Raw genomic sequence first — 12,919 nt, forward strand, 5'->3', positions numbered from 1 at the left:
CTGAATATGAACTGCCAAAAAAAATGCTACGGCTCTATATGCAAGTAAGCTTGCATATGAGTCGTAGCATAGAGAATGAATCTAACTAATCTGTTGGTGTAGTGATTGGCAAGGTGACAATGAAGGTCGTTCCTTGACCAAGTTCACTTTTCACTCGGATGTCACCTTGATGAAGCGACACGATCTGTTTAACGATAGCGAGTCCCATACCACTTCCGTCATACTTACGACTGTGGGAACGATCGGCCTTAAAAAAACGATCGAATATACGCTTCTGGTCGTCAAGGTGAATACCAATACCAGTGTCGGATATTAGGATTGTCACGTTTTTGATATCTTGTTTGATGCTTACGTTAATCACGCCGGCATCCTCGGAAAATTTGATGCTATTTCTGAGGATATTCGTCCATACCTGATTTAACAGGTCATGATCAGCCGTTACTTTAACTGTCTGTAAATCAAGCTCGAAATGTATATCGCGAGCAGACCATTGTGGCTGGAGCGCCACGATTATCCGTCGGATTTGTTCATCGAGGCTGAGTGTGACGAGCCGCAGTTGCTTTGACTGCGATTCAAGAAAACTCAGCTTTAGCAGGTTATCGCTCATTTTGGACATCCTTTTCGCTTCAGCGATGATAATATCAAGATAACGGCTTCGTTCGTATTCTGAAAGGTCAACTTGCTTAAGCACTAGAGCATAACCGGATATCGAAGTGAGCGGAGACTGAACCTCGTGCGACACGTTCGTTACGAATTCCCTGCGCATCTGCTCAAGTTGCTGCAGATCGTGCATCATTTCTTCGAAGCTGCGAGCCAAAGTACCCAGCTCACTCGTTTGCTTAATATTCAACTTGACGTTGAAATCTCCAGATGCTATCCGCTTGGTCGCTTTTGTCAGCTTTTTTATCGGTCTTACCAGGAATACAGAGGCAACTAGAATCAATAAGCTTCCTGCAATCAACGAACATGTTGCAAAGACCAATGCCCACTTTGTGACAAAAGAGGCTGAAGGAGGGGCGAGCGCTTCCAAAAATATCGCTTTCGTTCCCATTTCCGTTTTCAACGGCAACCCTAAGAGGACCGTGGCAATACCATTAGGAGTGTCCTGAACAACACCTCCATCTAATACTTTCTTTAGTTGCTCCATCGTCACAGGCGCAGGTTTGTGTCCGTGAAGTTTACCGTAAGACTTGAACTGACCCGTTGCTTCGTAGATTCGAATATAATAAGAATCGAGCTGCTTCATTTCACTTACGAACAAGTCCGCTTCACGTAACGGAAAGGTCTTGTAAATCCGGACGATGTCTTGGCCAAAGTTACGTAAGTTGATTTGAGCATTTTCGTTCAATTTATCTTCGAATATCCAAGTTGACACCAAAAAAGAAATGATCGTGCCCCCGATGATGGAGACTAAAAATGTCAGGACAACACGTATATATAAGGATCTGATCATTCATAAACCTCAAGCCGATACCCAAGCCCGCGCACCGTTTCGATCCGAAAATCGGGTGTTGTCGCGAACCGTTCACGCAGCCGTTTAATATGTACGTCTACCGTTCGATCATCTCCGGCGTAATCGATACCCCAAATCTGATCGATCAACTGCACGCGCGTATAGACTTGTCCGGGTGTTCCAGCGAGCTTATACAGCAATTCGAACTCCTTTAGCGGCAACGTAAGCGACTCCGTCCCTTTCATCACTTTATAGGTCTGTCGATCAAGGATGACGTTCCCTAAATGGATCGTCTGCGTGGAGCCAATCTTGTATCGTTTGAGTAGTGCCCTAACACGAACCGTCAACTCTAACGGATCGAATGGTTTGGTTAAATAATCGTCCGTCCCAAGTTCGAAACCTTTCACTTTCTCCCATGTTTCTCCTCTCGCAGTCAGCATAAGTAAAGGTAGATCAGGATTGGCTCTTCGGAGCTCCTTGCTTAACGTCCAACCATCCATAATCGGCATCATAATGTCAAGTACGACAAGATCGACATTCGTTGAGATGTAGACGGCCAGTGCTTCCTTGCCGTCCGCTGCTTCAGCTGTTGCGAATCCGTCGTTGCGTAGAAATAAACAGACGAGTTCGCGAATGTTCGCATCGTCGTCAGCAACTAGTATAGTAGGCATCGGTTCCCTCTTTTCCCTGTTTTCCACCGCATTATTTCAAGCAATCATTATACTATAAATTAACACGTATGTTGATTAACCAAAGTAATACAGTTTCTTGATTTATCGACCTGTAGAATTCAAGTGTTTCTTTCAAACTAATTTGCCACTCAATTGACAAGGCTTCACAAAGAAACAGGCGTGTGAAACCTGCAAATGACAAGCGTTTATTTTGTCTTTTGGCCTTGTGCACGAAGAAATTTCAGCAAAGCATAGGCAATTATAGCTGTGAATAACTGATTGAACAACGCATTGGATATTGTGCCAAACAATACGGGAACGTTCAAATTCAGCTAAATCCAGCGGAAAAATGATTCAATTGCCCAGCGCGATTTGTACATGGCGGCGATTCCTTCGGACAGATAGATTGATAGAACGCATATTCCCCAAACTACTCCAGTAATTACACCATCTGAAATAACACGTCCCATACCCACTAATTATTTTTCATCAAATGTGTATGGCGTATCAACTTTGATTGCACATTCGTTCCAAATCATTACTTGTTAATTTAAGTGAATTCCATCATAAAGATTCATATAGGTTTAGTAATTAGTCAAAGTTATTAGGGTGTTCTGTCGTACAATTTATATATTACTATATAATCACCTCCTGATTTTTGTATATTATAGTTCTACATCGACACATAATATATAACTTTTTCTCATTGCTTATTGAATTAATCTGCTCCGTTCAAGAAGAACCATATCAGTTTAAATAACTCAGATTTTGGCAAAATTAAATTGATTCAAATGATACCCACCTTTTAGTAATCTCAGAAAATTTCTTAGTCGCGAGTGAGGTTGGTTTTCTTATAGCTAATCCAATAGTTCGATAGCTATCACTTTCAAGTGGAATTGCTGCAAAAGAAATTTTTGATGTCGGTATAATCATTTCTGGCAATATACTAATTCCTAGATTATTCTCCACCATGGAGATCACTGAGTATTCATTCATATTTTCGAATCGAATATTGGGGCTAACTTTATTCTCCCTAAATATTTTTTGAATATCATCATAACACTGATATGTTGGCATAATAAAAGGTACATTTTCTATTTGTTGCATTGATACTTGGTTTTCCTTACATAATGGGGATTGGTTAGATACAACACATAAAAGTCGATCCCTCTTCAATTGTACGATTTCAAAGGATTTTTCAAAGGATTCAAAGTAAGTATCATTATTAATAAATCCACAATCTAATCTCCCGTTTTGTAACCAATTCTCAACTTCAGCATAGTTTCCTTCCAGTAATTCGATTTCAATATTTGGAAACTTTCCCTCCATTTTTTTAAGAATACCAGGAATCCAGTTTTTAGAAATACTCGAAAAAACCCCCACTCTTACTGTTCCTTTTTGGAACCCATTGATAGCGGCTACTTCCTGCTTCAGCATGTTGTTATAGTATAAAATTTTCCGAACGGTAATTAAAAGCTCCTCTGCATTTTTGGTCAATGTTAAAGTAGAGTGATTACGAATAAATAAAGGAAAGGAAAACTCTTTTTCCAAACTGCTAATTGCATGACTTACAGCAGATTGGGTGAAACCTAACACTTCTGCAGCTTTTGTAAAACTATTGAGTTCTGCCACTTTGTTAAATATTTCATATTTTGTTAAAGTCACTATGGTCCTCCTCATGAATTTTATTCATGTCTCCATTATATTTCTTCGTTTTATTTAATGCCATTACCAACATACAATAAGTGCATGCTCTATTATATGACCCTTGACAAGGGATGTATTTTTTATGGAAGGATGAAGTGAAATGCAAAAAATTTTAGTTACAGGTGCTGCAGGTAAGATTGGCCAAGATGTTACAAGATTCCTAGATAAGCAAGGGAATTACCAGTTACGGCTAGCAGATATTAACTTATCTGCTTTAGAAACTTTTAAAGATACAAATCACGAAATCATATATTTAGATGTTTCTGATTTAGCTGCTTGTCAAGAATTTACGAAAGGTATAGATATAGTTATACACTTGGCAGGTAATCCTTCACCAAATGCTGATTTTTATGGCTCCTTATTAGAAAATCATATAAAGGGAACCTATAATATTTTTAGAGCTGCTAGTGATAATAATGTATCCAAAGTGATAGTTGCTTCCAGTGCTCAAACAATTGAAGGCTATCCTTTGGATTATCAACCACATGCTTATTCACCCACGAGGCCCGAAAATATGTACGGGGTAAGTAAGTGTTTTGCAGAGGCTGTTGCTTCTTATTTTGCTTATGAAGAAGGGTTACAAAGTCTTGCTATTCGTATAGGTGCATATGATAATTATAATCCATATGGTAAACCACTAACAGCTAGAGATATGAGTGCATACTTAAGCCCAGAAGATTTTATGGACCTTCTCTTAAAGTCGATGACGGCAAAGAACTTACCTCCATTTTCAATTTTACATGGTGTATCTAACAACAGGTTTAAACGAATTGATATTGAAGGAACAAGAAAGTTAGTTGGTTATAGCCCAAGTTCTGATGCTTTTGTACTAAGTGGTATTAAGTTTTTTGATGCTTGATAAAGGCATATCTAGAAAAGAGATTATATTATAGTAGGCGCTACCATGATCTGGTTGGCGTCTTGTTTGTTGTTAAGGAAAGATAACAAAACAAAATTTCCTTAATCATAAGGCTTTAAAAGTAACCTATCCATAGTGATATTAAAGTTACTACTAACAAGGCAAGAAGAAATGTGATATTTCGAATCCACTTTTGTATATCATCAAAATACCGTTCTATAAATGCAACGTTGATATAAAACATGAGAAATACAACAAAGAAGGTAAAGTTACCAAATTTATCATTCAATTTTTCATTAGTAAATGTGCTTACATGAAGGAATAGTAAAGCAAAAGTTACTAAGAATAACTCAAATAGCCTTTTTTTGCTCACGCCACCACCACCCTACAGTAATTTCCTTTCGTTCTATTTTATCTGAACGTAGTGTGTAGCAGACTATGAATATTATACTTATGTAAAAAAAGGCTAACAATTTAAGATTGTTAGCCTTAATCGCGCCTTTTAAAAAATAACTCAATATAACAAATGAATGATTCTTCAACTTACACTATATTCTCCTTTTATTACAAAAAACGAACCTCGAATTGTTCCAGCAAGTTTAGACTTCTGTCTAGCAAACTTAAACTTCTCTACTAACTCCGTTGGTATCTCCATTCCCTCAGAAAGCTTAAATCCAACGGCCCGCTTCTTTGGGTTATCCAACGTATACATGACGTTGACTGCAAGACCATCCTCATAGAAGACATAGGCAAATTTAATATTTTCCACTTGAAAACACGATGTTTCTAAAGGTTTTGCCGCAAACTCAATATCACGTTCTTCTTTCAAAATGCGGTTCACATAATCAAGAGTCTTCTCGCTTTCACTAGCTGGTACAACCGTAAATTCATGCTTGTATTTATTCATAAAGTAACGTGCTTCATGGGCACGTAAACCAGCAAGTGCTTCTGCTACAGGTGAAGACTCCATGCCAGCTGTAGTTACGTTTTTAAAATCAACGATATCGGACAATTCCATCTCTCCTTTTAATACTTTACTTCCTAACAACTGGAATCCATATTTCACCAAATACTAAGCCGTTTCGCTGCCCCATCTCAACTGTTGTATTTGGCCCACCAACATAGGCAAAATCTTTTTCTTCTGCTAATGCTTGACCAAATGCAATACCAGTAAGCTTATTACTTAGCTCCTCAGCTGTATTGCCTTCCCCTTTAACTACTAGGTATTCTCCCCTCGGAAACTGGATAACTCTAGATTCTTCTTGTATCGTTGCCTCTGTCATGACACCAGCGTAATACATCATCTTGTTATTCACCGCTTCACTCACAGAAAAAATGTAATCATTTGTAGCTAAAGCTTTTAAAGTGTCCAACCTTCCATCTTGTTCGACGGCCAGCCAAAAGTCTGCCTTTTCCTTGTTTATGCCCGCAAAGTCTGTATAGTGGCTCTTAAGTTCAGTTCCAATACCTAACACGATAAAGCTATCTTTTTCTTCTATTGTATAATTTTTCATATTTAAAACCTTCCTCACTTTTAAATTAATCAAGCGATTTATCTTTTCACTTGATGAGTTTATAATATCTTTAAATCATGTCAAAAAATGATACTGTTTAGGAGACCAACATGAAAAAAGTTGAACGGATTAATACGATCATGCGCTATATTAACAACCGCTCCCACTTTACAATTTCTGAAATCATACGAGAATTTAACATCTCACGATCGACAGCTATTAGAGACATTAGAGAAATTGAAGCCATGGGGATGCCGCTCGTCGCTGAAGTTGGCAGGGATGGAGGATATTTTGTCATGCATAACTCTATCCTGCCCGTTGTTCGCTTTACTGATAATGAGGTCAAAGCTCTTTTTATTGCCTTTATGGCCACAAGAAATCAACAACTTCCCTATCTAAAGAGTCGTCAGTCTTTAGCCGAAAAATTACTAGGACTCATCTCAGAAATCCAGCAGGATGACCTTGTTCTTTTAAATCAAATCTTGCTTTTTGAAGGGACTAACCCTCATAATCCTGACCTACTTGAGCTTTCTGACCTCCCCCATCCTATGTTAGAAAAACTCATCCAAATCCTTCTTTTGGATAGTCATTTATTGATTACCGTAAAAGAAGAGGAAGAAACCATGTCTTATCCAATTTATCTACTACACCTTTATCAAGAAAAAAGCCATTGGATAATTGAAGGCTTTGACATAAAAGAAGAAAAAAAGAAGATGCTCCCTGTCGATCATCTCATCAATGTCGAACCCTATACGACGAAAAAGAGATTAAGTAAGAAAAAAATTTTAGAAAAACTAAGTAAGAAGGACGAGGCAATCAACCTTGTACTTGAACTTGGTCCAAAAGCGATTGCCCAGTTCAAAAAATACCATCCTATAAAAATTTCTATTTCCTATACTAATCCTTACCAATCCACAGCCATTCTAAAGACTTTTATCAATGTTAACAATCTCGATGAATTAACAGAAATAACAAATTGGCTACTTTTCCTAGGTAAAGATATCAAAATCAAGGAAGTGCCTGAAGAAGTGTTAGAAGGTTTAAAAGAGAGATTATGTTTATACTGCCCATAAGCAGTGACCAGTTAAACCCAAAATAATATTGAGTTTGACTAGATGCCAGTTACTTCTATTCAAATACCTAGTAAAAACATTTTATTTACTACCGCTACTTTAAACGCTCTTCTAAGAATAACGCCAACACAAAAAAGACATGAACTAATCTTTGTTCATGTCTTTTTATATTAGAGTTTAACCCTCATTAAATTACTTGTTTAAAATTCGAATGTGGATTTATCTTATCCATAATCTCTTTCATTCTTTATTCATATCCCACTATTTTAGCACTTGAACTAACAATAACGAATTAGAATAATGACTTAATACTTGCTAGGACAGTAAGTATACCTACAACAATGACAAACACATTGCTCATTTTTCCTCTGTATTTAGCTAGTACTGGTACTTTACGAATCGCATACATTGGTAATAGACATAAGATAGCAGCAACTAACGGACCGCTAAGGGAATCAATGATTCCAAGAATACTTGGATTTGCATAAGCAACATACCAGCATGTTAATACGACAAAAGAAAGAATCATTGTCTTAACTGTTTTTTCTTCGATAGCTTTTCCGCGTGTTTTTCCAAACTTGATAATTACGTCACGCATTACCTCATATGCCCCTATATAATGGCCAAGGAAAGACTTTGTAATAGCCACAAAAGCAATGATAGGAGCTGCAATAGTGATTACAGGCGAATTAAGCTCATTAGCAAGATATGAAAGGATCGATAAGTTCTGCTCTTTTGCCATTTTAAGATCCTCTGGAGTCAAACTCAATGTACTGCTCCAGACGAAGAACATAACAACCACAAATGTCATGATATAACAAACCTTTTGTATTTGTGCACATTTGGCATCAGTAGCTTCTATTCCATACGTAGCTCTCTGTTTCACAACGAATGATGAAATCATAGGTGAATGATTAAATGAGAATACGATGATTGGTAGTATCATCAATATCGTTCCAAAATATCCTGTTCCTGTTGAAGCAGTAGAAACACTTGAAAAGCTAAGCATTGACGTATTCCACTGCGGGATCAAAGATATTGCGATAAAAAGTAAAGAAGCTATGAAAGGATACACTAGCATACTCATGATCTTTACAGTAATATCTTGACCAAAATTTAGTATAGCGATAAGACCAAGCACTAATACAAGCGATAAAATGGCCCTTGGAGGCTCCGGCATGTGCAATTGATGCACGATAAAACTACTTGCAGTATTTGTAAGCGCAACCGAATACATCAGTACGATTGTATAAATTGAGCCGAAATATACGATGTTAAAAATGATACTTGCCTTATTTCCGAAATACTCTCTAATTGTACCTGTAATCCCCTGATCAGCAGAATTAGAAGCGTATATCATTTTAGCAAGCGCCCTATGTGAGTAATACATAACAGGAAATGCAAGTATCGTAATTAACAGTAATGATAATAAACCACCTGAACCTGCATTAATAGGTAAAAAGAGTACTCCTGCTCCAATTGCTGTTCCAAAAAGGCTCAATGCCCAAGTAGTATCTTGTTTATGCCACTTTTTAGGATCTAGATAGTTCTCATTTTTCACTGCATTATTTTCAGCTTGAAATTCTATTTTTTTTGCAGTATTCCCATTCATATAATAAATCCCCCTTGTATCCTATTCTTACGTCTCTTTTTAGGCTTAAGAATATAGACCATTCTTAAAAAATGAACCGCTTACTAGATGCGCCATATTGTAAACGATTCCACCTAAAGCTGTCTCTCTTAATGTGCGAGGCATTTATCCTCCAACCCTATACTTCCATTGATGATATTGTTTACACCAGCTAATACGATGTCCGCTGCTACTAAACTATTTTGAAGAAATTCCCCTTCTGGTCACACACCTTTCTGTAATTAATCGTTTCAGTCTGTCCAATTTTAAAATGTTTGATATTTTCTTCGTAGGTAATCGGTTACCTCTCGACGCCCTCATTATAACGTTTATATTTGCGAGTCTAATATTTTTTTATTTTTAGAAAGACAGAATAAACAGAATTATGAATAGATAATAAATTACAATTGGTATGTAACAATTGTGTCTATTTTTTGAAGCTGTATTAGTTAATAGAAAAGCAAACATAATACAGAGTTCCTTTCGTTAACACATTGATTATATTAGGAACTCGTTATAAAGATACTTATATTTCCCTTTGCTTTCACATCTTATCTTTGACATGAAAGCTGTTGTAATAAATAATACACATTGATGTAAAGGAATAAATTTAGAAAACATAAAATTATTATCATGAATTTTTATTACATATAACGAATCAATATTCATTTTTCAGAAAAGAAGAACTTTTTCAAAGGAGCCTACGCACCTTATATAATGGTTATCATGTTAAGCCTGTTAAAAGAATTACACCATAAGTTTCCATTTACTATATGTAATATTTATTAAGTGTAGTTTTTTCTAAATATGGATAATTACATATTCAGAAAAAGAGAGTATCCTTTCGAATTGTGTAGTAAAGATATAGCCCACCTACGGAAATAGGTGGGCTTTTCATGTATAAAAATTGCATTTATTATATGGCAATTAGAATTGAGGTCAAAATATTATCTCTTCCCTTTTAACTCTCTCAGTCTGCTTTTTCTCAACGTCTGAGCCTACTTACGTACCAACTGCATAACCAGTAAGAATACTAACAATTATAGCAATAACTAAGATTAATGTGATTTAAATCCATTTTCCCATATATATATTATTCCAGAAGATTTAGTTGCCATTGTGCACCGAACTGGTGGTGTTACCCTAACTGACGTTTAAATGCTTTGCCGGCGAAGAAGTAAGCGATAACCATAATGCCCACACACCAAGCAAGTGCAATCCAAATATCGTTGCCAACAGTCCCTTCATATAAGAGGGCACGAATCGCATTCACGATTGAAGTCACAGGCTGGTTTTCAGCGAACGCACGAACAATTTTTGGCATAGTTTCAGTAGGAACAAAGGCCGAACTAATAAAGGGCAGAAAAATTAGTGGGTACGAGTAGGCTGTCGCCCCTTCCATAGACTTCGCTGTCAACCCAGGAATGATAGCCAACCATGTCAGCGCCAGCGTAAACATCCCGAGTATTCCAGCTACCGCGAGCCAATCCAGAATATTAGCACTGGAACGGAAGCCCATTAAGAGCGCAACAAGGATAACCACCACGATAGTAAGCACATTAGCAACAAGTGATGTTAATACGTGAGCCCATAATACCGACGAACGCTTGATAGGCATAGTAATGAAACGTGCCATCAGCCCGCTCTTTACATCCGTAAACAACCGTACGGAAGTGTAAGCGACACCGGATGCGATAGCCATCAGCAAGATTCCCGGCAATAAATAATTGACGTAGTTATCCGTTCCTGTCTTTATGGCGCCGCCAAATACGTAGACAAACAACAGCATCATCATAATCGGCGTAATCGCTACCGTAATAATTGTATCCGGACTGCGCATAATGTTGCGCATTAAACGCCCTAATAATACCCCTGTTTTGCTCTTCATTTACATCTCCTCCTTTTTGCCAATGATCGCAAGGAAAATTTCTTCCAATGTCGGCTGCTTCTCGATATACTCCACTTTTGTTGGCGGGAACATCTCTTTAAGTTCTGTAAGAGTACCAGTCGTGATAATTTTCCCGCCATGCAAGATAGCGATACGGTCCGCCAGTTGTTCGGCTTCCTCGAGGTACTGGGTCGTGAGCAAGATAGTCGTGCCGCCGCCGGCAAGTTCCTTGACTGTATCCCACACTTCAATACGCGCTTCAGGGTCAAGCCCTGTCGTCGGTTCATCGAGAAAAATGACTGCTGGCGCCCCAATCAAACTCATCGCGATGTCAAGCCGGCGCTTCATCCCACCTGAATACTGGTCTGCCCTCTGGTTGGCTGCATCAGTCAGGCTAAATCTTGCAAGCAAATTATCAGCGACTTGAGCAGGACTAGAAACTCCACGCAAATTGGCAATCATTATCAAGTTTTCTCTCCCCGTGAGCATTCCGTCTAAAGCTGCAAACTGCCCTGTCAGACTGATACTTTGACGAACATGATCCGGTTGACGCTGAACGTCAAAACCACAAATACCTACTTCGCCGCCATCTTGCTTCATCAGCGTCGAGAGGATATTGACTATCGTCGTCTTGCCCGCTCCATTTGAGCCCAGCAGTGCGAAAATGGAGCCACGCTGCACTTCAAAATCTACCCCTTTTAACACTTCCTTATCTTTAAAGGATTTTTTTAATCCTTTTACAGAAATCGCTGTATTGGTCATGCTTTTTTCCTCCTTAAAAAATGTTTTGTAAAGATAGACTGCCTACACCCTCTATTTAGTATTACTGATAATCTGTATTACTTAGTACTGATTTAAAAATATAACTGAATAGCAATGGCGTCAATTCACATTTGTAACCAGCTAATCAGTCGGTATTACCTGTTGCATTTATTTTTTTCTCAATTGCTTCATGATACTTTCATTCAAATCTTCACGATACTTGGAAACATAAGTTTTAGCGTTTGCCACTAGTTCGTCAGCAAAGGATGCCACGTCCTCCCCAGTGATTTCTAGCACTTGTCTGCCTTCCGCCGCACCGGCTTCAAACAAATCGATTAGTTCATACTGTATGTGTAGCATATCCATCCCGTTACCAGCTGAGAAATTCCACATGTAGTTTTGAATTTTCTTAAACACAAACTGATAGTCCTCTGGCAGAGCTCCAACACGTGCCATCATCATTTTGTACTCTTTTTTATCACCAATTAATTTTTTGAACATTTCCAACATATTATTTTTCCTCCTTTTTTATAAAGCAGAACAAGAAACTCCCAAAATATCGGCCGAATATTTAATCTTATGAGGCTAGTTTGACTTCAAGACGTTAATTTTTGATGATACAAAATCCCATTTTCTCCAAAATGATTCAAGCTCCTGACGGCCATCCTCATTTAGTGAATAAAACTTGCGAGGCGGCCCCATGTCTGACGGTTTCTTTTCAATATTCACAAGTTTTTTCTTCTCTAATCGCACAAGGATGGTATAGACCGTTCCTTCCACGACTTCAGTAAACCCAAGCTCATTAAGGTGGCGGGTAATCTCATAGCCATAAGTTTCACGGCGGCTAATGATTTCCAGAACACATCCTTCCAGCGAACCTTTCAACATTTCAGTTAAATTTTCCATATTCTGATCCTCCTTTACCCCCTATTCTGTCTGACTTATATTCAGTATCACAGAGTACTAAGGCTAATTTTTACTGAATAGCTTTTGAGAAACCTCACTATTCAGTATTACTTATCACAACTACATTGTATGACTAAGTAGATGGGATGTCAACTCGATTTTTAAATTTTTTCTTAAATCCGCTTTTGCCTATTGGATACTGAATATATTTTTAAAAACTACGCTATTCAGTATTACTCATTACCACTACATTGTATGACTATGTAGATGGAATGTCAACTCGATTTTTAAATTTTTTCTTAAATCCGCTATTATCTATTGGATACTGCCTATTTTCTTCTTAAGAAATCTCACCACATACCTATCCAGCTAAGAAAAGGAAATACCCAAAACAAAAATTCCGCATTTTTATTTTGGGCGTTATAATATTCCGAAGTTAATGAATGTAGATAGCTC

General features: G+C 37.7%; 13 protein-coding genes and 1 pseudogene. 2 read left to right on the plus strand and 12 right to left on the minus strand.

Annotated elements, in window-relative coordinates; translation table 11 throughout:
* Positions 1–85: 85 nt before the first annotated feature.
* From MKX37_RS16590 to MKX37_RS16605, 4 genes and pseudogenes are all read right to left on the minus strand, one after another.
* Positions 86–1,453, minus strand: a complete 1,368-nt coding sequence (locus tag MKX37_RS16590; protein WP_002128359.1) for a sensor histidine kinase — start codon at positions 1,451–1,453, stop codon at positions 86–88.
* Positions 1,450–2,124 (minus strand): response regulator transcription factor, encoded by a 675-nt coding sequence (locus MKX37_RS16595; protein WP_001142154.1) that lies wholly within the window; start codon positions 2,122–2,124, stop codon positions 1,450–1,452. Before MKX37_RS16595 ends, MKX37_RS16590 begins: the two co-directional genes overlap by 4 nt.
* Positions 2,125–2,510: 386 nt before the next feature.
* Positions 2,511–2,754 (minus strand): annotated as a pseudogene (locus tag MKX37_RS16600) (GNAT family N-acetyltransferase); the annotation flags it as partial.
* 147 nt (positions 2,755–2,901) lie between these two features.
* Positions 2,902–3,789 carry a LysR substrate-binding domain-containing protein gene (locus tag MKX37_RS16605; RefSeq protein ID WP_002128361.1) on the minus strand — a complete coding sequence of 296 codons (888 nt, stop codon included), beginning with the start codon at positions 3,787–3,789 and terminating at the stop codon, positions 2,902–2,904.
* A 142-nt stretch (positions 3,790–3,931) separates the two neighbouring features.
* On the opposite strand from MKX37_RS16605, the gene MKX37_RS16610 reads away from it, so the two are divergent.
* On the plus strand, positions 3,932–4,690 hold the full coding sequence (locus MKX37_RS16610; protein WP_078422448.1) for an NAD-dependent epimerase/dehydratase family protein: 759 nt from the start codon (positions 3,932–3,934) through the stop codon (positions 4,688–4,690).
* A gap of 115 nt (positions 4,691–4,805) precedes the next feature.
* On the opposite strand, the gene MKX37_RS16615 is transcribed toward MKX37_RS16610, so the two are convergent.
* The 3 genes from MKX37_RS16615 to MKX37_RS16625 all read right to left on the minus strand — a co-directional run bounded on the left by MKX37_RS16615 (position 4,806) and on the right by MKX37_RS16625 (position 6,204).
* Positions 4,806–5,063: a DUF3963 domain-containing protein gene (locus MKX37_RS16615; RefSeq protein ID WP_002128363.1), complete on the minus strand. Its 258-nt coding sequence runs from the start codon at positions 5,061–5,063 to the stop codon at positions 4,806–4,808.
* 165 nt (positions 5,064–5,228) lie between these two features.
* A complete protein-coding gene (locus tag MKX37_RS16620; RefSeq protein ID WP_002185291.1) occupies positions 5,229–5,738 on the minus strand; it encodes a hypothetical protein in 510 nt (169 codons plus the stop codon).
* Complete coding sequence (locus MKX37_RS16625) at positions 5,725–6,204, minus strand: GyrI-like domain-containing protein (RefSeq protein WP_002167907.1); 480 nt, start codon at positions 6,202–6,204, stop codon at positions 5,725–5,727. Before MKX37_RS16625 ends, MKX37_RS16620 begins: the two co-directional genes overlap by 14 nt.
* Positions 6,205–6,314: 110 nt before the next feature.
* On the opposite strand from MKX37_RS16625, the gene MKX37_RS16630 reads away from it, so the two are divergent.
* Complete coding sequence (locus MKX37_RS16630) at positions 6,315–7,277, plus strand: helix-turn-helix transcriptional regulator (RefSeq protein ID WP_078203378.1); 963 nt, start codon at positions 6,315–6,317, stop codon at positions 7,275–7,277.
* 292 nt (positions 7,278–7,569) lie between these two features.
* On the opposite strand, the gene MKX37_RS16635 is transcribed toward MKX37_RS16630, so the two are convergent.
* The 5 genes from MKX37_RS16635 to MKX37_RS16655 form a co-directional block, all read right to left on the minus strand.
* A complete protein-coding gene (locus MKX37_RS16635) occupies positions 7,570–8,889 on the minus strand; it encodes an aromatic amino acid transport family protein (RefSeq protein ID WP_002128366.1) in 1,320 nt (439 codons plus the stop codon).
* A 1,156-nt stretch (positions 8,890–10,045) separates the two neighbouring features.
* Positions 10,046–10,795: an ABC transporter permease gene (locus tag MKX37_RS16640; protein ID WP_002014105.1), complete on the minus strand. Its 750-nt coding sequence runs from the start codon at positions 10,793–10,795 to the stop codon at positions 10,046–10,048.
* Positions 10,796–11,557, minus strand: coding sequence for an ABC transporter ATP-binding protein (locus MKX37_RS16645; protein WP_002128370.1), 762 nt, complete (start codon positions 11,555–11,557; stop codon positions 10,796–10,798).
* Positions 11,558–11,725: 168 nt separating this feature from the next.
* On the minus strand, positions 11,726–12,067 hold the full coding sequence (locus MKX37_RS16650) for a DUF1048 domain-containing protein (protein WP_002014108.1): 342 nt from the start codon (positions 12,065–12,067) through the stop codon (positions 11,726–11,728).
* 75 nt (positions 12,068–12,142) lie between these two features.
* Complete coding sequence (locus tag MKX37_RS16655; RefSeq protein WP_002165337.1) at positions 12,143–12,463, minus strand: PadR family transcriptional regulator; 321 nt, start codon at positions 12,461–12,463, stop codon at positions 12,143–12,145.
* Positions 12,464–12,919: the final 456 nt, after the last annotated feature.

Origin of the sequence: Bacillus sp. FSL R5-0709, from assembly GCF_038004785.1 — a bacterium.
Lineage (GTDB): Bacteria > Bacillota > Bacilli > Bacillales > Bacillaceae_G > Bacillus_A > Bacillus_A mycoides.